Source organism: Janthinobacterium svalbardense, from assembly GCF_002327145.1.
GTDB lineage: Bacteria > Pseudomonadota > Gammaproteobacteria > Burkholderiales > Burkholderiaceae_D > Janthinobacterium > Janthinobacterium tructae.
Genome location: NZ_CP023422.1, coordinates 3,260,762 through 3,280,282, shown reverse-complemented (window position 1 = coordinate 3,280,282; position 19,521 = coordinate 3,260,762). Strand labels below are relative to the sequence as shown.

Genomic DNA, 19,521 nt, shown 5'->3' with positions numbered 1-19,521 from the left:
TGGCTATATTTCCAATAGGGCGGCGCGCGTTTGCTTTGCGTATTGAAACGTCAACGTGGCATGGCGCAGCGCAGCAATTTCTGCCAGTATCCACCTTGACGCAAGTCTTATCCGTTCGGCAACGCACGCCCCCGCGACGTCATCTGCCCGTAAAATAGCCGCTTCCGACATCCATTTCACCAATAACGAAGGAGTTTTCGCCTATGGATCTCAGCACGTTTCACTCGCTGATGGGAGGCCCGCTGCGCTCGGCGCTGACCGTGCTCGTTTCCGCCCTGCTCGTCACCCTGGTCGCCATCGTCGTGCACCGGGCCGGCATCGGTTTGCTGAAAAAACTCGCGAATGGCCACGCGCTGTCCAGCAACGTCGCGCGCGTGGCCTTCCGCGCCAGCCAGCTGTGCCTGATCGTCTTCGGCCTGCGCATGGTGCTGGCCAGCGCGCCCGACGACACGCCGGGCCTGGTCGCCATGTCGCATGTCACCAGCGTGGCGCTGATCATCGCGCTGACCTGGCTGGCCATGCAATGCATCGAGTCGCTTTCCATCACGATTTCCCAGATCAATCCCGTCGACGCGGCCGACAACCTGCGCGCGCGGCGCCGGATCACCCAGGCCCGCGTGCTGACGCGCAGCGCGCACGCCATCGTGGTCCTGCTGGGCCTGTCCTTCGTGCTGCTGACCTTGCCCGGCGCGCGGCAGATCGGCGCCAGCCTGCTCGCTTCGGCCGGCGTGGCGGGCCTGGTGGCCGGTATCGCCGCCCGCCCCGTACTGGGCAATTTCATTGCAGGGCTGCAAATTGCGTTTTCTCAACCCATCCGCATCGACGACGTGCTGATCGTCAATGGCGAATGGGGCACGGTCGAGGAAATCAAGGGCACGTATGTGGTCGTGCGCGTGTGGGATGAACGGCGTTTGATCGTGCCGCTGCAGTGGTTCATCGAAAATCCGTTCGAGAACTGGACGCATACCTCTTCGGACATCCTGGGCACGGTGTTCCTGTGGCTCGATTTCAGCGTGCCGATCGAACCGCTGCGCGCGGAACTGACGCGCATCTGCGAAGGGGCCAAGCAATGGGATGGACGGGTCTGCACGGTGCAGGCGACGGATTCAAACGAGCGGGCCGTGCGCGTGCGCTTTCTGATCAGTGCGAAAGATTCGGGCACGGCGTTTGAATTGCGCTGCCTCGTGCGCGAGCAGATGCTGGCCTTTATCACGAGCCATTATCCGCACAGCCTGCCCCGCTTGCGCTCCACGCACGACCCCATCGAGGTGCATGGCATGCAGGCGCAGAACGACAGCGTGTCGCTCTACAAGGCGTAACAAAACCCTGCGGCGCGCTGCCCTCGCCCATGCGCCGCTAAAATAAGGCGCATGAGCACCACCGCCTGGTTCATCCTGATCGGCTGCCTGATGCTGGCGCGCGGCCTGGGCGCCGACCGCATCGCGCGCCTGCCCTTGACTTCGGCCATGGCTTACCTGGGCGTGGGCCTGCTGCTGGGGCCCATGTTCCTCGGCCTGTTTGCGTTCGACCTGCTGCAGCAGGCGCCCCTGCTGGAAACCCTGACGGAAATCGCCGTCCTGATCTCCCTGTTTTCCGCTGGCGTCAAAATGCCCGTGCCCTTCAGCCTGGCGCGCTGGCTGCCCTCGCTGCGCCTGGCCTGGCTGTCGATGGCCATTTCCGTGGCCCTGGTGGCAGCCTTTGCGTACCTGGTGCTGGGCTTGCCGCTGGGCGCGGGCGTGCTGCTGGGCGCCATCCTCGCGCCCACCGACCCCGTGCTGGCCACCGACGTGCAGTTGCGCCATGCGGGCGACAGCGAGCAATTGCGTTTCATGCTGACCAGCGAAGCGGGCATGAACGATGGCAGCGGCTTTCCTTTCGTCATGCTGGGACTGGGCCTGCTGGGCCTGCATGAACTGGGGCCGCATGGCGCCACCTGGCTGTGGCGCGATTTGGTCTGGGCCAGCGGGGCCGCCATCGCCCTGGGCGCGGCCGGCGGCGCACTGCTGGCCTGGCTGGGCTGGCAGGTGCGCGCCAAGGAGCCGAAACACGCGATGCTGGACGACCTGGCGGCGCTGGGCCTGATCGCCCTCGTGTATGGCGTGGCCACCTGGCTGCACGCGTGGGGTTTTTTGGCCGTCTTTTTTGCCGGCGTGGCCTTGCGCCAGACGGAACTGCGGCTCGCCGGCGCGCCCAAAGACCGGCAAGGCTTGCTGCAGGCGGAGGAAACCCATGCCGTGTCCGCCGCCAAACCGCACGCCAGCGAAATGCCGCTGACCGTCAGCGGCGAATCGCTCGTCTTCAAGGAGCACCTGGAACGCCTGTCCGAACTGACCCTGGTGCTGTTGCTGGGCGGCACCGTCACGGCGGCCGCCTGGAGTTGGCAGGCGTGGAGCGTGGCGCTGTTCCTGCTGCTGGTGGCGCGCCCGGCCAGCGTGATGCTCGGTTTATTGGCGTCGGGCACCAGCGTGCGTCTGCGGGGCCTGGCCGCGTGGTTCGGGGTGCGCGGCATCGGCTCGCTGTATTACCTCAGCTATGCCATCGCGCACGGCTTGCCACGCCCCCTGGCGCGCGAACTGGCCGACATCACCGTGGTCGTCGTCATCGTCTCCATCGTCGCGCACGGCCTGACCGTCAAACCCTTGTTGGAACGCTACTGGCGAAAATGACGGGGGCAAATAAGCACCGGCCGGCCCCCTTTGCCATTGCTACAAAGCAATGTTTTGTCAATTGCCCCTATGGCGGGCGAAAATATTGTTAAGATAATTAAAAATGGCTAAAGAGAGTATCAATGAAACGAAGAAGCGTGCTGGGACTCGGCGTCTCACTGGCCCTGCTGCAAACGGGCTGCGCCACCGATCCGGCCAGGCTGGCGTGGGAAACGGAATTTGACGGCTTCATGCGCGATGGCCTGGCCCGCACGGAAACGCCAGGCATGAGCGTGGCCGTGGTGCGGGGCGAGCAAACCATCTTCGCGCGCGGCTATGGCTGGGCAGACATCCAGGCCGGCAAGAAAGCCGATGCCAACACGGTGTTCCATGTCGCCTCAGTCAGCAAGCTCGTCACGGCCACGGCCATCATGATGCTGCTGGAGCAAGGCGCCTTCCAGCTCGACGACAAGGTGGCGGCGTATCTGGACTTCCCGCTCATGCATCCGAAGTTTCCCGACGTGCCCATCACCTTTCGCCATTTGCTCAGCCACACCTCGGGCATTTCCGATGCCGTGTACGAAAAGACGACGGCGTTTGCCGTGCAGGGCGACCCGCGATTACCGCTGCGCGACTTCCTCAAGGGCTATCTGTCGCGCGGCGGCGCCTGGTACGACGCGGACGTGTCGTTTGCCGCCCGGCCCGGCACGGAATGGCGCTACAGCAATGTGGGTATCGCCCTGCTCGGCTATCTGGTGGGTCGGCTGAACCCTGACGGCCTCGACGCGTATGCGCAGGAGCACCTGTTCGAACCGCTGGGCATGGACAGCACGGCCTGGAACCTGGCCAGCTTGCCGCGGCGCGCCGTCGTCGCCCAGCCGTATGCGCACAAGGAGCCGGGCCCGGGCTTGCAGGTGCTGCCGCCCGTCGGCTACCCGGACTGGCCGGCCGGCTTGCTGCGCAGCTCGGCGCATGACTTTGCCCGTTTCCTGGCCATCTTCAGCAATGGCGGCCGGGTCGATGGCCACCGCTACCTGCAAGACGCCACCCTGCAATTGTTTTTTGCCCCGCAAGTGGCCCCCGTCGTGCCCGCCGATTCGTCCGTGCGGCAAGCTTTGGTGTGGCTGCTGCGCGATGTCGACGGCAAGCCGCTGGCCACGCACAGCGGCGGCGACCCGGGCGCCGCGTCCGTCGTCTGCGTCGACCGGGCCAGCAGGACGGCCGTGCTGGCCTTCGCCAACGTCAGCGCCGACAAGGAGTTTCGTTCATTCCAGAAAGAAGTCGTGCTGCGCCTGCTCGCGCATGGTGGCAGCGGTGCACCCGCTGTCAAGAAGACCTAGGCGCCGAACCAGCCGCGCAATTTCTCGGCGGCGCGTTCCTTGACCTCGGCCGTGATGTAGGTGGCGACCGTCGCGACGGCCGCCGCCAGCACGGCCAGGTCGTCCGCATAGCCGATCACGGGCGTGATGTCGGGGATCGCATCGATGGGCGAAATGAAATAGCCGAGCGCGCCATAGATGGCCGTCTTGGCCCACAGCGGGGTGTTCGGCTGCTGCGCCGCGTAGTAAAGCCACAGGGCTTTCTCGATGACTTCGCGTCCCGCCGTCTTGGCGAACTTGACGACCTTGTCCCAGAAGCTGTCTTCCGTGTACTTCTTTTCATACTCCTTGTCGGCCTGGGGGGCGTGGTCTTGTTCCAGATTCTTTTTTCTGCCAAACATCTGCTGCTCCTGTCTGCCGCGCACGGCGTTACGAATGCGCACCTTAGCATAACGGCGCGCCGGGGCGTTCGAACAGGCCTGTTTCAATGCGCAAACCCGGAAAACCTCGTGCCTGTGCTCGTATCGATGGCAAACAACCGGGCGGCAAGCCGGCGATCAAGCCTGGCGCCCCGGCTGGCAGTGTGCCGACAGGGTGAGGGCGTCGCTGCCGCAGACGGGCAAGACGCCATGCCCCACATCGCGCGCCACGGGCGCCGGCGCGGCATCGCCCGCCGACGCATCGTCCGTGGTGAACAGCGTGGCCGACAGGATCGCCAAGGTAAACAGGCAAATCAGCAGGAACGGCTTGTTCACGTGAATGGACTGGTCTGGCTTTTGCATCGCATACTCCATCAGACTGGTTGGTTGTTGCAGCATGGACACGATCATCGCGTGTTTCCGCAAGGCATACAATCAGACAGTTTCGACAAGATGGGTAGGACAGCGCTGACAAGCTCAGCCGTATGGACCAGTGTCGGCAGATTTGACACCGAAGCCGCCCACCTCCAGCCAAGCCCTTGTTTTTACAGCACAATGTGTACGGGAACGCTTCCTGCTTGACCGCTTGCCTGGGCACGCTTGGCGCCAGTCAACAGGGGAACGGTCATGAGCTTCATCAAGCAGGCGCTGCTGGCGCTGCTGCTATGCGCAATGTCCGCCGCGCACGCCACCAGCATCGGCTACACGGCAACAGCGCTGGGCGGCACGCAGTGGCGCTACGACTATACGGTCAGCAATACCACCCTGGCCGTGTTCATCGAGGAATTCACCCTGTTCTTCAGCGTGGGCCAGTACGCCAATCTGCTCAACGTTTCCACGGCACCGGGCTGGGACGTGCTGCTGGTGCAGCCCGATCCCGCCATTCCCGCCAGCGGCTACTTCGATGCGCTGGCGCTGGCCGGCGGTATCAATCCGGGCGCGACGGCCACGGGCTTTTCCATCACCTTCGATTATCTGGGCGCGGGCAGCCCCGGCGCGCAGCCGTTTTCCATCCTCGACCCCGTCTCCTTCATCGAACTTGAGGCGGGCCTCACGCAGCCGGCCGCCGTCGCCCTGCCATCTACGCCGTGGCTGCTGCTGGCGGGCGTGCTGGCCATCGCCTGCCGGCGCAGGCGCCAGTTGGCCGCAAGCGCGCTGGCCACGGCTCTGGCGCTGGGCCTGTGCGCCTGCGGCGGGCCGAACGATGCCACCCAGCCGCCCGCGCCGCAAGTCATGCTGGCCGCCGCAGCGGCTACCAGCACCACCGTCCAGGCCGCCGGGGACTTCGAAGTGACACAGCTGGAAAAAGTGGGCGAGCAGCGCGTCAGCCGCACGGTCTGGGACTACACTTACCGCGTGCACATCCGCAACAACAGCCGCGCGGCGGCCAGCAATGTGCAAGCCGTGCTGGCCAGCGCGCCCGAAGGCAGCACCATCATCGATGGCGAGGTGCTGGCCGGCAGCATAGCCGCGGGCGCCAGCGTCACACCCGACGACACCATCACCGTGCGCATCGAGCGCAACATCGCCTTCCAGAGCACGGCCCTGGCGTGGACTTTCAGCGCCAACGCCAGCATCGTCCTCGATCCCGTGCGGCCCGCGCAAGTGGTGACGCTGTCGCTGGCCGAGCTGGGTTTGACGGACGGCGCCGACAGCGTCAAGGTCAGCGGCGCCGTCACGGACGTGCTGCTGCAGGACGGCAGCCTGCGCTTTTCCACGCCCGGCGACACGGGCGTCGACCAGCATGCGCAATTTTCCCTCAGCAAGGGCAACAGCGTCACCACCCTGAACCTGCTGATCCAGACGGAACTGCCCACGGCCGTGGAAACCTATGTGGAGCCGGACGACGACGGCAACCTGCCGGCCACCGCGCCCGTGCTGGCCATCGCGGGACTGGGGCCGAACAACCGCCTGCAGCCGGGGACACTGGCGTTCCGCCTGGTGGGCGCGCCGCCGCTGGCCCTGCAGCACGACAGCGACGGCTTGCTGTCCAGGCCGAACGGCGTGGCCATCAGTCTCAAGCAGTATTGGGTCTTCGATGCGGCCAGCGGCAGCTTCAGCATCAGCGCCACGGCGATGCAGCAATTGCTGGCCTCCTTGCCCAACGGCAGCTATGACCTGAACCTCAATTTCGTCTCGCAGGATGGCGAATTCACGGCCAGCTACGCCTTGATCGTCATCAAGTCCGGCATCGTGCTGCAAGGACAGCTGCGCACGCCCGCAGGCGGCAATGCCAATGGGCTGGCCGGCAAGAAGATGTTATTGGCTGGCTACAATAACCACCAGCGCCAGGTGGCCGTGGTTGACGCCACGGGCGCCTTCCACTTCGACGGCGTGCTGCCCGACACTTACCAGCTGACCTTGAACGACCTAGTCCATCCGAACGTGGTCAGCGTCAGCGCCGTCGTCTTCGACAACAGCAGCAGCGTCAGCGTCAGCATCGTGTATCCATACGCGCCCGGCCTGGCCCAGCGCACCGCCACGGCGCAGAGCTATGTGGCGGGCACGGTCACGCAGGATGGCGCCGCGCCACCCGCGCGCGCGGTGCCCGCCAGCCCCCGTGCCACGGGCGACGTCACGCCGCAGGATGACGAGGGCAGCAAGACGTTTACGGCCACAGCGGCCGCGCAAAACCAGACCATCACCTCGCCCGTCGCCTTCACGGTGCCCAAGGGCACGAAAAACGTGGGCGTGAAAATCACCGTCAGCACGGCCGAATACCCCGTCTACACGACGGCGCAAAGCCAGTACAACGATACCTGGTCGTACGCCGTGACGGGGCTGCCCGGCGTCAACCTGGCCGCTACGGGCGCCGTCAACCAGACGCATTACACGCAGGGCAGCATCGTCAGGACGGAATGCGTCGATGTCAGCCAGCAAACCAAGGATTGGGCGTTGAGCCTGGGCGGCAATGTCAGCGCCACGAATATCGGCGACAGCGCCCTGGCCACCGTCACGACGGTGGAACTGAGTCTAGTGTGCAAGGGTTTGAAGGTGACACAGGCGAAGTTCAGCTCGCCGAACAAGGCCGCCCGTCCCGTGCTGCAGCCGATCAAGCTGACTGGCAATCTGCCGGGGCCGTATGTATCCGTCTCGCAAGGCGCAGCCACGGCCACCCACACCTTGCCGCTGGAATTGCACTACACGCCGGCGGCGGCGACGATTACGGAAGTCAATATCGGTATTTCGTCGGGCGGCGGCGATCCTGCCTTCAGCACGGAGAATTTATTGTCCCAGGCCAATACCAGGAGCGCGGGCAAGGTAACCTTCCCCAGCCTGGTGCTGCCCGCCTTTGCCGGCGCAAAACTCGACAAGAAGGCCGTCGTCACCTTGCGCCTCAAGGGCCGCGTCGACAATGTCGACGCCAGCTCCGATCCGGCCGAAGGGGGGCAAGTGGAATTCAAGGGCGACACGGCCTACATCCCCCTGTACCTGGCCAACAACGAGGCAGCGCTGGCGGCGCGGCGCTACGGCACGCGCGATGCGGGCGGCGATTCGTGGGGCACGCGTCTGGCCATCGCCTGGCTGGCGGGCAAGGCCTACCGCTTCGACGACATCAGCGGCCAGCACGTGACGCAGACGGCGGCGGGCGATTCCATCCTCGGCCACCGCGGCCACAGCGACGGCCAGCAGATCGACTTGCGCTACGCGGACGGCGCGGGCGGCTACTCGGATGCGCTGGGCGGGCAGAACAATGGCGCGGCCATTCAGCAGTTGATCCTCGACGCGAAGGCGGAAGTGGCGGCCAACCCCGCGCAAAAGCCGAAACTGGCGGCCCTGCAGGCGTGGATCGCGGCGAACCGCGCCATGCTGGCCCAGGAAGCGGCGCCGGCCAGCACGCGCATCATCTACATCGGCCCCAGCTTCGTCAAACTGGCCCTCGTCGACGGGCGTTTTTCTGCCGCGCCGGCCGACAAGATCCCAGGCGCGGGCACCTGGATCAAGCCGGTCAAGGTGCATATCGAAGCGGGACACCTGAGCCACTGGCATATCAGCATCACGGCCCACCCGTGAAAAACACGGGCCATCGGCACGGCGGCGGGCATGCGGCGGTTCAGGCAGGCAGATCGGGTAATTCCAGCTCCGAAACCCGGCCCAGCGCCGCATTTCCAGGTGCAAAGAGCTTTAAACTGTACTAGAGGTAACTTGGTTTGAGGCGATTGCATTTCTTAAGAAATCGAACGAGAGTAGTCTGATAGAAGGGTGCAAGCGACGACTTGCGCAGAAAAGAGAAAACGCAGCTGAAAAATCCTTGACCTATAAAATTATTGATGGACCTATACGATTACTGTACTGAGATATATCAAAAATGTTCTGTATTGAACTGATACGCCGAAGAGCATCTGCTAAAGTAACAAGGATATATCGTAAAAAAATATAAGTCATTATTGGCGTGCGCCAATCAATCAACCTAAAGAGGGGTTACATTATGGACGTCGACGATCGTATTAAAAAACAACTAGAAAAAATTAATTCTGGAAAGATGAATGCCTACATCAATGCCTTAGACGGAAGCGATTTTGGGTTATACATTCCTTCCTATGTTGATGGCGAGATGGTAAAGCCACTTGCAGAAGGTTTTAGTCAATCTGAAAATAATTTGAAAGTAACCATAAAAAATATTTCTGATGCGCGAACAGACGATAGTTTAGTCGTTGGCTGGATGGGAAATATTTCGAATAAACCTTCGCAGTGCAGGGGTGGTCATAATAGTTGCACGGGGCATTGCGAAAGCCACGGTAACCCAACTAAGAACTGTAAAGGCCATCCGAACAAGGGCGCATGGCACAAGCACGATCAGTTAACAAATGCCCCGCCGCTTGACTACAAATCTTCCTTAGAGTTACTAAAAGAAAAGCAGGATATATTGGACTCTATCGCTAAAGATGATTTTGGTTTGGCCCTACTCCACGGGCACAATAATGAATCACCATTTACAAAACTTCCTGCAGGATATGTTTCCGTTATTTCAAACGGAAAAACAAGCTTTCGGAAGGAAATGGACGTTTTAAATGACGCGACTTTCATACCAAATACTTGGCGGTCAATTGATGGAACAATCAGAGTAGCCGGCGGTTTTTCAAAAAAATAGCTGAGTTCTTTTAAGTGTTCCTAGCCACAACCAACCACCACGAACGCCAAAGACCACCCGCAACTTTCAGTGCCGGAGCCGGCATTTCACATTTCACTGCCCGCGCCAGGCGGTCATCCAAGGAGATCATCGCAAGATCCGCGTAAAAAATTTCTCGATTCAGTCGGACAGTCAAAGATCGAACGTATGACGAGAGTCAAGGTAGATGATCGGCTGCAGGTGACGCGAGGTGTTTAAACTGTGCGGATGATGAAAGTGCGCGGCAAGCCCGCATCCGGCGCAACTTATTTCAACAAAGATAGTTCCCAGTTTTTTTGCCACATTCATTTCGACTTTCCCAGCTGTGATTGAGGCCTTAGATGGTTGGCATACTTTGACGACACAAAGCACGAGGCGTTGACAGTCTTGTTAGAGAGGACCGAGATAGGTCATGCTCTGTCAATTCCGACGCACGGCGCTCCTCCTTAACTGAAGCGCGTCAATTCCGCATCCGTGAAGCCTGCCAGCCTACGCGCAGCTAGATTGAATGGTCCCTTGAGCACTGGCGCTTCGTAACGCAGTGCCAGTTCGTCGTAAGTCGGACCCGGTTCTAGTCCACGCCGCTGACACAAATAGTTGTACCAGCGATTGCCAATCTCGACATGCCCTACTTCGTCGTTCAAGATGATGTCGAGGATGGCGGCGGCGGCCAAATCTCCCGCCTGCGCCAGCTTGGCGCGCAGCGGCGGAATCGCGTCCAGGCCCCGCGCTTCCAGGGTGCGCGGCACCAGCGCCATGCGCGCCAGCACGTCGCCGCGCGTCTTGTCGACCATTTCCCACAGACTGTCGTGGCCGGGAAAGTCGCCATACGTGTGGCCCAGCACTTGCAAGTGCGCCTGCAGCATGGCGAAGTGCGTCGCTTCCTCTTTCGCCACGCGCAGCCAGTCCGTGTAGTAGTCAAAGGGCAAGTCCGGGAAGCGCCACAGGGCGTCCAGCGCCAGGTTCATGGCATTGAACTCGATATGCGCGAGCGCATGCACCAGCATGGCGCGCCCTTCCGGCGTGATCATCGAACGCCGCCCCACCAGGCGCGGCGGCACCAGTTCCGGGCGCTCGGGCCGGCCCGGCACGGGGCCGGTGGGCGCCAAAGGCGATTGCGCATCGAGCGAAAGTTGCGCCTCGGCCATGGCCGCCACCATCGCCACCTTGGTGGCCGGGTCCGGTTCGAGCAGGCAGGCGAGCGCAGTCGTGCGCAATTCCTGCGGCGCGGTGAAGGTCAGTGGGGATGTTGCGTGCATGGTGCTTCCTTGGTGCGCGTTCTTGAACAAGGGGCGCAGTGTATCAAATAGCCTGCCCCAGCAGCCAGTCCAGCAACGCCTGCACGCGCGCCGGCAGTGGCCGCGCGGCATGCACGAGGTAATACGCCTGCGGGCTGGCCAAGGCAAATCCGCCGAAAGGCAAGACCAGCTGGCCGCTGTCGACCCACGGCTGCACCAGCTGGCGCCGGCCCATGGCCACGCCCGCGTGGTGGATGGCCGCCTGTGCGCACAGGTCGGCGCGGTCGAAGCGCAGGCTGCGCGTGGGCAAGTTCACCTCGGGCACCTGCCCGTCCAGCCACAAGCGCCATTCGGCATCGGGCGCGCAGGCAGGCCAGGCCAGGGTGTCGTGCAACAGCGTCGCGCTGGCCAGGTGTTGCGGCGCATCTTGCAAGCCGTGCTCGCGTGCATACGCGGGACTGCAGACGGGCGCCAGCCGTTCATCCATCAGCTTGCGCGAGGCCAGGCCGGGAAAGTGGCCGTCGCCATAGTGCAAGGCCAGGTCCACCTGGCCGGCGCGAAAGTCCACGCTTTCATTACCCACGCGTAAGTCAAGCGACACCTCCGGATATTGCGCAGCAAACCCTGCCAGGCGCGGCACCAGCCAGCACTGGGCCACCGAGGGACGCGCATGCACGGTGATGCTGCCAGTGAGCGCATCGCCGCCGGCCAGCGCCGCCTGCAAGCCGTCCCAGCCAATTTGCAGCGCGGCGAAGATGCGCTCGCCATCCGCCGTCAGCTTGACTTGCCGCGTCAATCGTTCGAACAGGCGCAGGTCCAGGCTCGCCTCCAGCCGTGCGATGCGGTGGCTGACGGCGCTGGGCGTGAGCGCCAGTTCCTGCGCGGCCAACGCAAAGCTGGCATGGCGCGCCGCCACGAGAAACGTGTGCAGGTTGGCGAACTGGCTGGCCGTCAGCGTACCTTTGAGCGCCACGCCGGGCGGCATCAAGCGGCTCCGGCCTTCAGCAGCGCGCGGCCACGCGCCACGTAGGCGGCCATTTCTTGCTGCGGCACCATGCTGCCGCCCGTGCCCCAAACCAAGTGCGTGGCGGTATCGAGGTGCTGCTGGTATTGCGGCGCATCCAGCACGTGCTGGATGCCCGCGAAACCGGCCACGGCGGACGGTTCCAGGCGCAGGCCTTGCGTTTGCTCAAGCAGCGCCAGCAAGCGGTACAGTTCTTCATCCGTGACGGTGGCGTAGCCGTCGATCAGCCGCTGCATGGCGCGCCCGACAAAGCCGGACGGGCGGCCCACGGCCAGGCCATCGGCGGCCGTGAGGTTGTCGATGCCGATCTCCTGCACGCTGATGCCTTCATGCAAGCCAGTGTGCACGCCCAGCAGCATGCACGGCGAATGCGTCGGCTCGACGAACACGCAGTGGACGGCATCGCCAAAGGCCAGTTTCAAGCCGAAGGCAACCCCGCCGGGGCCGCCGCCCACGCCGCACGGCAGGTACACGAACAGCGGGTGCTGCGCATCGACGGTCACGCCGCTTGCGGCGAACTGGGCTCGCAGGCGCTGGCCGGCCACCGCGTAGCCGAGAAACAGATCGTGCGAGTTTTCATCGTCGACGAAGTGGCAAGTCGGATCATTCTCCGCCTGCCTGCGCCCCGCTTCCACGGCCACGCTGTAGTCGGTGGCGTATTCGACCACCGTGACGCCGTGGCTGCGCAATTTATCCTTCTTCCATTGCCGCGCATCAGCCGACATGTGCACGGTGGCGCGAAAGCCCAGGCGCGCACTCATGATGCCGATCGACAATCCCAGATTGCCCGTGGAGCCGACGGCGATCGCATACTGGCCGAAAAACGCCCGCACGGCGTCGCTGGCCAGCAGGCCGTAATCGTCGCCCTGCTTCAGCAAGCCGGCGTCCAGCGCCAGCATTTCCGCATGTTTCAGTACTTCATAGATGCCGCCGCGCGCCTTGATCGAGCCGGAAATGGGCAAATGGCTATCCTGCTTGAGCCACAGCTGACCGCTCGTCATGCCCAACGTTGCCTGCATGGCCGGCAGCGGCACGATGGGCGACTCGATGATGCCGCCACTGGCCTGCGTATCCGGAAACGCCTTGGCCAGATAGGGCGCAAAGCGCGCCAGGCGCGCGCTGGCGTCGGCCACGTCATCGGCCGTCAAGCCCACGTCGTTCAAGGCCTCGGCCGCCGGCGCGATGGCGGTATTGAACCAGCTCAAGGGCTGCAAGGCCATCAATTCTGTAATCAAGGGAAATTTTTCGCACAGCGCGGCGATGGCGGGAGTGGGCAGCATGGCAACCTCGTCAAGGAACAAGCCATGATTAGACCGCATCCGGGCGCCGCTGGCAAAGGATGGTTGATCAGGCAATGGGTGACGGAAGATCATGTGTCATGACGGCCCGGCTGCTTCCCCTATTTCAATTTGATGTACAGATGCATGGCGGGATTTTTTTCGCTTTGAACTTCTTTGACTTCAACGAAAGGAAGGCGACGCACCAGTTCACTCAATTTCTGGCAGCCATAGTGGCGCGGGTCGAAGGCCGGATTATTCTTCAAGATCAGACTGCCGACTCCACTCAAGGAGGCAAAACCATCATCACGCGCAGCGGCGATAATGGCCTTGCGCAGCACTTCCTGCGTATCCACGTCGAGGGAGACCGGTGCCAGCGCATGTAACGTTTTTTGTTGTTTCTCCGCCAATGGAGGCGGTGTTACCGGCCGCAAAATCTCTGTATAGACAAACTTGTCGCAGGCGGCAACGAAGGCCGGCGGCGTCTTTCTTTCACCAAAGCCGTACACGGCGAGCCCTGATTCGCGAATCCGTGTTGCAAGGCGCGTGAAATCACTGTCAGACGATACCAGGCAAAAGCCGTCCAGTTTTTCAGAGTGCAGCAAATCCATGGCGTCGATGATCAACGATGAATCGGTTGAATTTTTCCCTGTCGTATAGCTGAATTGCTGGATCGGCTGAATGGCCATCAAATGCAGGATTTCTTTCCAGCCTTTCAAATTGGGCGTGGTCCAGTCTCCATAGGCACGCTTCACCGATGCGGTACCAAAGGTCGATACCTCCGTCAGCAATTCCTTGATAATCGACGCCTGGGCATTATCCGCATCGATCAAGACTGCCAGCTTGGCATTACTTGTCATAGTTTTTGGGCTTCAAAAAGTTGAGATTCCGAGCGTGGCTCAATGCCAATGCACACGGGCCAATCAGGTATCCGCAGTGTGTGTGCAGTCCCGACTATGCAGTCAAATGTTCCGGTAAGCAATATCCAAACCTGCAGCTGATCCCTGCCGATAGCTAAATTTGATTCTTGAATGCACTATCGATTAAAGAAAAATTTCCACAAAGGCATAAAAATAAGTTATTTTAAAGGCAAAAAAAAGGAGACATTTTTCTCTTTTCTACTGAGGCAAAAATGCGCTCCAAGAATGACAAAGCCACCGCTACGAATATGGACATCCTCGACTGCGCAAGGCAGGACGATTTGACGGCCCAAAAGGTCGAGGTCGGCATTATCTTCCAGGAAATGCTCGATACCGCCACGGCCGCCGCCTACCTTGCCAAGAACAAGGTGCCGATTGCCACCGCGCTGCGCGTCCTGACGGGGTCACGGCGAAAAAAGAGCGGAGGCGGAAATTGATGGCTTTGTGCCGGATTACCTGGGGAGGCGCAGGATAGTCGACGCCGGGCACACCCGCGCTCCAGATTTTCCAGCCATTCATTTGCCAATACCAGCGATCTGTCGATGGCATCGGAAAGAGGGCTACCCGACGTAGGCCTGTGCGGAAAATCCCGGAGCCAGGATACCGTCGATAATACCAAATGACCGAAAAGAAACATGCGCACATTGTCACAAGCACCTGACTCGCATCGATACAGTGACTCCCGCAGACGCCTTCCCCCGGTAGCAGGAAGGCGCTAGTGCGCATTATCGACCTTAAAACTTCAGCTGCAACCCCAGATCAATCGACCGGCCCTCGGCCGGCAAGGCTTGCAGCGCCCCGCCGTTCGCCTTCAAGCCCGACAAATACACGCCACCGAGCGGGTCCGCATACGCGCGGTTGAACAGGTTGGTCACGCCGGCGCTCAGGCTGGCCATCTTGCTCAATACCACGCTGCTGCGCAGGTTGACGAGCGCATAGCCGCCCGTTTCCGCTTCGAAGCGGCGCGCATCGACCTTGTCCTTGCGGGCCACGATCTTCGTTTCGATGCGGCTGCTCCAGGCGCCCAGCTTGTGCTCGACGGCCAGCAAGGCGTTGAACGGCATCATGCGGTACAGGTCGCCGCCATCGCTGCGCTTGCCCCGCGTGTACGCGGCATTGCCCGTCGCCATGAAGCGGCCCCAGCGCGCGCTGCTGGCCAGCGGCAACTGCCACGCCAGATTCGCGCCATACAGCTTGGCGTCGTGGTTGGCAAAACGCAGCAGGTTGCCATTGGCGCCCATCTTCATGTACGGGTGGAAGGATGCCAGCACGTCGACGTCGATGTAATTGTCGACCTTGCTGTAGTAGGGATTGACGCGCAGGAACCAGCCCTCCTCGCCGCCGCCATGCCAGTCGGCCGTGAACGCGGCCGTGTAAGCCGTCTCGGGTTTCAGGTCGATGTCGCCCACATAGCCATTACCGTCGCCAAACCAGTTGGTCATGGTCATGGCCATCGAGCCGCGGCCCCACGAGTAGCGCTCGTACAGGTTGGGCGAGCGCACCTTGCGCGCCAGCGCGAATTCGTAGCTGCTGGCCGTGTCCGGCGTGAAGGTGGCTTGCGCCGAGGCATCGATATTCGTGTCGCGCTGGCTGCGGCTGCGCGCATTGAAGGCCCTGGCGGCCATCAGGTCCGGCATGTTCATCATGTTGGTGCCGTACGATTGCACGTCGCCCGCATCCATGCGCACGGATTCTCCGCGCAAGCCCAGCACGCTCATCCAGCGCCCATCCTGGCCGTGCCGCGTTTCCAGCTCGCCAAACAGCACGGTGCGCTCGCGCTTGCCGTCGTTGATGTTCAAATAGGTACGCGGGCCCATCATCATGGAACCGGGCACGGCAGGCCAATAGTCGTCGAGGCGGAAACCGTGCCACTCCTGGCCCAGGCGCAACTCGCCCGCAGCCATCGGCAAGCTGGCCATCAGCGCATAGCCCGTGTTGCGCCCGTGCGTGAGCATCGGCATCGTGCCCGTGCGCTCGGAAGAGAAAAAGCCCATTTCATGGTCCGTCTGTTGCCAATAGGCGCGCGCGTCAAACACGCCCCAGGAAAATGTGCCCTGGTAAGCGAGATTGGCGAACTGGCCGTGGTTGTCCGTCATGTCCATGTACTGGTTCGGAAAACCCTGGTACGGGATATGCTGCACGCCGGCGCGCAGGGTCAGCTGCTGGCCCTGGCCTTTCGCCGCCAGCACGATGGCCTGGTTGATGCTCTCGAACATGCTGCCCAGCACCTTGTTGCCGTGGCCATCGTCATAGCTGTGGCCGCGCGTGTAAGCGCCGCTGTAGCCGATGCTGAGAATATCGCTGGCGGCCGAGGCATGCACGCTGGTCGCCACGCTGTTGTTGACGCTGCGCCCCGAGACGGCAAAACTGCCTTGCGTCAGCAGCCCTGCGCCAGGCTGGGCGAACACGGGCGCGTTCGATTGCACCTCGATGGTGCCGGCGATGCTGTCGCCGCCCGCGCTGACGGGCGTGACGCCCGCGATCAGCCGGATGCGCTGCACTTGCTGCGGATCGATGTAGGACAGCGGTGCATTCATATGATTGGCGCAAGCCGACGTCAGTTCCATGCCGTCGATGCGAATCTTGATGCGGTCATCCGCAAAGCCATTGACCACTGGCAAGCCGGACACGCCGCCGCCTGCCGCCACGCTGTAGCCAGGCGTGCTGCTGAGCATCAGGGCCGTGTCGGCGGCGGGACGATAGCCTTCCTTCAGGCCCGTGACGATGACTTTCATCTCGGGCAAAACATCTTCGGCGCGCGACTGCGCCACGGCAGGCATGGCGATGGCGAGGGAAATCAATAACGGTAAATGTTTCATGGTGCTGCTTTCAGATTCTGTATAGGTAAAACGAACAAGCGCAAGCGCAGCACAGCACATAGCCGCGCGGCGCAAGGCAGTTCAGGGAAAGGGACAGATCAGAAAGCGGCGGGCGGGCCACGGGGCTGGACGGGCGTCCAGGCGAACAGCGGCGTGGCGGATTGGTAGAACAGCTCGGGCAGCAAGCCCGTGATCAGTTCACCGGAAGCGAGCACGAGGGAGGTAGGTGGAAGCGACAAGGTGTCAGCATGCATGCTGCAGCACGGACAGTCGGCCATGCGCATGCCACTCTTGGAACTATCGGGCGCGTCGTTGGACAATGTTGCGGGAGACATATTCATGCCGCCCGCCACCGAGCAGATTTCCAGGCTGGGCACGGCCATGCCGCTGGCGACCGTCAGCGCGCGCGACACCGTAGGGGCGAGCGTGGCCAGGAAGATGGCGATACACGCGATCCACAGGACGATGCTGGCCTTGCCTTTGCTGATGAACATGGCAATATTGTATCAGCGCAAGCACCCTGTGCACAGGGCACAAGTCAAACCCTCCTTACAAATCCACCTTCATCGACAGCTTGATGGCGCGCGGCGCACCGGATGCCAAACGCGTGCCGGCGCCGGCCCAGTAGCGCTTGTCGGCCGCATTTTCCACGTTGAGCTGCCACACGACAGACTTGTTCATTACCGTGCTGGCGTAGCGGGCGCCCGCGCTGAAAAGTGTCACGCCACCGAGGAAAGCCTGGTTCAGGTCGTTCACTGGACGAGCGCTGTAGTAATACGCGCCGCCATTAACGGACAGGCCCGGCACGCCATCGAAGGCATAGGCGAGGAAGGCGCTGGCCGTGCGCTTCGACGCGTTTTCCGGCACCTTGCCGTTGTAGTCGGCGTTGATGTTGGCAAACTTGGGGTCGAGCAACTGCGCCGATGTCTGCCACGACAGCTGGCGCGTCAGCTTGCCTTGCGTCGAGACCTCCAGACCACGGTAGCGCTGTTCGCCATCCGACGTGAACACATTGCTGGCATTCGTGTAATAGCCGGGGCGCGTGATGTCGAACAGCGCGGCGGAGAGCAAGGTGCCGCTTGGAGTCAGCCAGCGCGCGCCCAGCTCTTTCTGTTGGCTCACGCCGGGCGCCATCTTGACGCCCTGGTTGGCCGTGCCCGTCGGGCCCGTCTCGCCCTCTTCCAGCCCGCGCGCCGTGGAGGCGTAAAACGACAGCTGGGGCGTGGCCTTGTAGATCAATGCCGCCATCGGCGTGGTCTTGTTGACGTCGTAATGGCTGGCGCCCTGGTCGCTCTGGTAACTGCTGCGGCGCACGCCGATGACGCTTTGCCATTGCGGGCTGAAGACCATGCGGTCAAGCGCGTACAAGCCCGTGTCACGCGTGTCGAGCGCGGCCGTCGTCGGCGAAACCGGCTTGGGACCGAACACGACATTCGTCACGGGCACGGGGTTGTACAGGTTTTGCGACGCAATCGTGTAATTGCTCTGATAAATCGGATCTTGCGACTTGTCCGTGCGCGAGGCGCCCAGGGTCAGCTCGTGGGCAATAAAACCCGTATGGAAATTGCCGGCGAGTTCCGCGCGCAGCAAGTCCGACGCCGTCACGCTGTGCTGGATATTGCCCGTGATGCGCCCCGCCCCCGTGGCCAGTGCGGCCGCGTTATTCAGGCGAAAGATGGCCAGGCGACGGTCGCGCGCCGTTTCCGAGTGGCCCGCCTCCACCGTCAAGGCCCAGCCGTCCGTGATGGCGTAATCGGCGCGCAATTGCGCATTCTTCGTTTGCGCCTCGAAAGCCGACCAGTCGGGGCCGATCAGCTGGCGCGGATCGACGGCGCGCGGCAAGCTGATCACGCCTTTCACGGCGGCAGGCAAGGCCACGCCCGCCTGCTCCGTCACCTTGCGGCGCTCGTATTCCAGGTCCGCCTTCAGCAGCAGTTTATTGCTCACGCGCCAGTCGAGTGCCGTGGAAATGAAGCGGCGGTTGCCGTTGCCGACATTGTCCAGCCAGGAACCCAGGGTGCCACCGGCCGCATTGATGCGCACGCCGAATTCCTGCTGCGCGCCGAAGCGGCGGCCCACGTCGATGTTTGCCACGGCACTGCCACGGTCGTCCAGAACCAGGCCCATGCTGGTGACGGGCTGGCTGCCGGCCCGCTTGGTGACGAAGTTGACCACGCCGGCCGGCGACGTAAAGCCGTAGTACAGGGCCGAGGCGCCCTTCAGCACTTCCACCCTTTCCTTGTTTTCCATGGGCACTTGCGAGAAGTTCATGATGGGCATGGAACCGTTGAGGCGGTAATTCGTGCGGTTTTCCACGGCGATGCCGCGTATCACCAACTGATCCCACGTTTCGCCGCCGTTTTGCTGGCGCGTCACGCCAGCCGTATTGCGCACGGCGTCGTACAGCCCGGAGACGGCTTGCTGTTCCAGCAATGCGCGCGTGATCACGTTGACGGTCGAGGGCACATCCATGATGCTGGCACCACGGAAACTGCCCGCCTCCGTGGTGAGCGGTACCAGGCCTTGGGCGCGGGCGCCCGTCACCTGCACGGCTTGCATGACTTTCTCATCGCCAGCCGTCAAGTCGTCCTGGCCGCTGGCCCCATTGACGGCGCCGGCCGTATGGGAAGCGAAGGCCAGCGACAGGGCGGCGGCGACTGGAAGCAAGCGGGTACGAGGAGAGACGGCAGGCATGACATCGGGCTTTCAATGAAAATAGGTACAAATGGAAACTTACGGTTAGCGGCCAT

The 19,521-nt window shown here is 62.4% G+C and carries 15 protein-coding genes; 6 read left to right on the top strand and 9 right to left on the bottom strand.

Annotated features, from left to right (window positions below; all coding sequences use genetic code 11):
- Positions 1-203: 203 nt before the first annotated feature.
- The 3 genes from CNX70_RS14560 (at position 204) to CNX70_RS14550 (ending at position 3,985) form a co-directional block, all read left to right on the top strand.
- Positions 204-1,319 carry a mechanosensitive ion channel family protein gene (locus CNX70_RS14560; RefSeq protein WP_096235264.1) on the top strand — a complete coding sequence of 372 codons (1,116 nt, stop codon included), beginning with the start codon at positions 204-206 and terminating at the stop codon, positions 1,317-1,319.
- 51 nt (positions 1,320-1,370) lie between these two features.
- The gene (locus tag CNX70_RS14555) at positions 1,371-2,666 is read left to right on the top strand and encodes a cation:proton antiporter (protein WP_096235263.1); all 1,296 of its coding nucleotides are present in this window, start codon (positions 1,371-1,373) and stop codon (positions 2,664-2,666) included.
- A 122-nt stretch (positions 2,667-2,788) separates the two neighbouring features.
- Positions 2,789-3,985 carry a serine hydrolase domain-containing protein gene (locus CNX70_RS14550; protein ID WP_096235262.1) on the top strand — a complete coding sequence of 399 codons (1,197 nt, stop codon included), beginning with the start codon at positions 2,789-2,791 and terminating at the stop codon, positions 3,983-3,985.
- On the opposite strand, the gene CNX70_RS14545 is transcribed toward CNX70_RS14550, so the two are convergent.
- Together CNX70_RS14545 and CNX70_RS14540 are read right to left on the bottom strand one after the other, a co-directional pair.
- Complete coding sequence (locus tag CNX70_RS14545) at positions 3,982-4,365, bottom strand: YkvA family protein (RefSeq protein WP_096238468.1); 384 nt, start codon at positions 4,363-4,365, stop codon at positions 3,982-3,984. The two genes, CNX70_RS14550 and CNX70_RS14545, sit on opposite strands and share 4 nt — an antisense overlap.
- Before the next feature lie 156 nt (positions 4,366-4,521).
- Entirely contained in the window at positions 4,522-4,782 is a 261-nt protein-coding gene (locus CNX70_RS14540) for a hypothetical protein (protein WP_167389664.1), read from the bottom strand.
- Between the two features lie 228 nt (positions 4,783-5,010).
- Between CNX70_RS14540 and CNX70_RS14535 the strand changes: the two genes are divergently transcribed.
- On the top strand, positions 5,011-8,397 hold the full coding sequence (locus CNX70_RS14535; RefSeq protein ID WP_096235260.1) for a hypothetical protein: 3,387 nt from the start codon (positions 5,011-5,013) through the stop codon (positions 8,395-8,397).
- 415 nt (positions 8,398-8,812) lie between these two features.
- A complete protein-coding gene (locus CNX70_RS28215; RefSeq protein WP_157751023.1) occupies positions 8,813-9,475 on the top strand; it encodes a hypothetical protein in 663 nt (220 codons plus the stop codon).
- 464 nt (positions 9,476-9,939) lie between these two features.
- Here the strand turns inward: CNX70_RS28215 and CNX70_RS14530 are convergent, their stop codons facing one another.
- From CNX70_RS14530 to CNX70_RS14515, 4 genes are all read right to left on the bottom strand, one after another.
- Positions 9,940-10,752, bottom strand: a complete 813-nt coding sequence (locus CNX70_RS14530) for a ferritin-like domain-containing protein (protein WP_096235259.1) — start codon at positions 10,750-10,752, stop codon at positions 9,940-9,942.
- Positions 10,753-10,795: 43 nt separating this feature from the next.
- Positions 10,796-11,716 carry a DNA-binding transcriptional regulator DsdC gene (gene dsdC, locus CNX70_RS14525; protein WP_096235258.1) on the bottom strand — a complete coding sequence of 307 codons (921 nt, stop codon included), beginning with the start codon at positions 11,714-11,716 and terminating at the stop codon, positions 10,796-10,798.
- Positions 11,716-13,035 (bottom strand): D-serine ammonia-lyase, encoded by a 1,320-nt coding sequence (locus CNX70_RS14520; RefSeq protein WP_096235257.1) that lies wholly within the window; start codon positions 13,033-13,035, stop codon positions 11,716-11,718. Before CNX70_RS14520 ends, dsdC begins: the two co-directional genes overlap by 1 nt.
- A gap of 119 nt (positions 13,036-13,154) precedes the next feature.
- Positions 13,155-13,892: an NYN domain-containing protein gene (locus CNX70_RS14515; RefSeq protein ID WP_096235256.1), complete on the bottom strand. Its 738-nt coding sequence runs from the start codon at positions 13,890-13,892 to the stop codon at positions 13,155-13,157.
- A gap of 272 nt (positions 13,893-14,164) precedes the next feature.
- Here CNX70_RS14515 and CNX70_RS14510 point away from each other — a divergent pair, with 272 nt between their 5' ends.
- Positions 14,165-14,389, top strand: a complete 225-nt coding sequence (locus CNX70_RS14510; RefSeq protein WP_096235255.1) for a hypothetical protein — start codon at positions 14,165-14,167, stop codon at positions 14,387-14,389.
- Between the two features lie 297 nt (positions 14,390-14,686).
- On the opposite strand, the gene CNX70_RS14505 is transcribed toward CNX70_RS14510, so the two are convergent.
- From CNX70_RS14505 to CNX70_RS14495, 3 genes are all read right to left on the bottom strand, one after another.
- Positions 14,687-16,771 carry a TonB-dependent receptor gene (locus CNX70_RS14505; protein ID WP_096235254.1) on the bottom strand — a complete coding sequence of 695 codons (2,085 nt, stop codon included), beginning with the start codon at positions 16,769-16,771 and terminating at the stop codon, positions 14,687-14,689.
- 98 nt (positions 16,772-16,869) lie between these two features.
- Positions 16,870-17,265, bottom strand: a complete 396-nt coding sequence (locus CNX70_RS14500) for a DUF2946 domain-containing protein (RefSeq protein WP_096235253.1) — start codon at positions 17,263-17,265, stop codon at positions 16,870-16,872.
- Positions 17,266-17,320: 55 nt separating this feature from the next.
- The gene (locus CNX70_RS14495) at positions 17,321-19,465 is read right to left on the bottom strand and encodes a TonB-dependent siderophore receptor (protein ID WP_208624418.1); all 2,145 of its coding nucleotides are present in this window, start codon (positions 19,463-19,465) and stop codon (positions 17,321-17,323) included.
- Positions 19,466-19,521: the final 56 nt, after the last annotated feature.

Coding starts and splice junctions, on each gene's coding strand:
- CNX70_RS14560 (WP_096235264.1), top strand. CDS start 204: ATGGATCTCAGCACGTTTCACTCGCTGATGGGAGGCCCGCTGCGCTCG.
- CNX70_RS14555 (WP_096235263.1), top strand. CDS start 1,371: ATGAGCACCACCGCCTGGTTCATCCTGATCGGCTGCCTGATGCTGGCG.
- CNX70_RS14550 (WP_096235262.1), top strand. CDS start 2,789: ATGAAACGAAGAAGCGTGCTGGGACTCGGCGTCTCACTGGCCCTGCTG.
- CNX70_RS14545 (WP_096238468.1), bottom strand. CDS start 4,365: ATGTTTGGCAGAAAAAAGAATCTGGAACAAGACCACGCCCCCCAGGCC.
- CNX70_RS14540 (WP_167389664.1), bottom strand. CDS start 4,782: ATGCTGCAACAACCAACCAGTCTGATGGAGTATGCGATGCAAAAGCCA.
- CNX70_RS14535 (WP_096235260.1), top strand. CDS start 5,011: ATGAGCTTCATCAAGCAGGCGCTGCTGGCGCTGCTGCTATGCGCAATG.
- CNX70_RS28215 (WP_157751023.1), top strand. CDS start 8,813: ATGGACGTCGACGATCGTATTAAAAAACAACTAGAAAAAATTAATTCT.
- CNX70_RS14530 (WP_096235259.1), bottom strand. CDS start 10,752: ATGCACGCAACATCCCCACTGACCTTCACCGCGCCGCAGGAATTGCGC.
- dsdC (WP_096235258.1), bottom strand. CDS start 11,716: ATGCCGCCCGGCGTGGCGCTCAAAGGTACGCTGACGGCCAGCCAGTTC.
- CNX70_RS14520 (WP_096235257.1), bottom strand. CDS start 13,035: ATGCTGCCCACTCCCGCCATCGCCGCGCTGTGCGAAAAATTTCCCTTG.
- CNX70_RS14515 (WP_096235256.1), bottom strand. CDS start 13,892: ATGACAAGTAATGCCAAGCTGGCAGTCTTGATCGATGCGGATAATGCC.
- CNX70_RS14510 (WP_096235255.1), top strand. CDS start 14,165: ATGCGCTCCAAGAATGACAAAGCCACCGCTACGAATATGGACATCCTC.
- CNX70_RS14505 (WP_096235254.1), bottom strand. CDS start 16,771: ATGAAACATTTACCGTTATTGATTTCCCTCGCCATCGCCATGCCTGCC.
- CNX70_RS14500 (WP_096235253.1), bottom strand. CDS start 17,265: ATGTTCATCAGCAAAGGCAAGGCCAGCATCGTCCTGTGGATCGCGTGT.
- CNX70_RS14495 (WP_208624418.1), bottom strand. CDS start 19,465: ATGCCTGCCGTCTCTCCTCGTACCCGCTTGCTTCCAGTCGCCGCCGCC.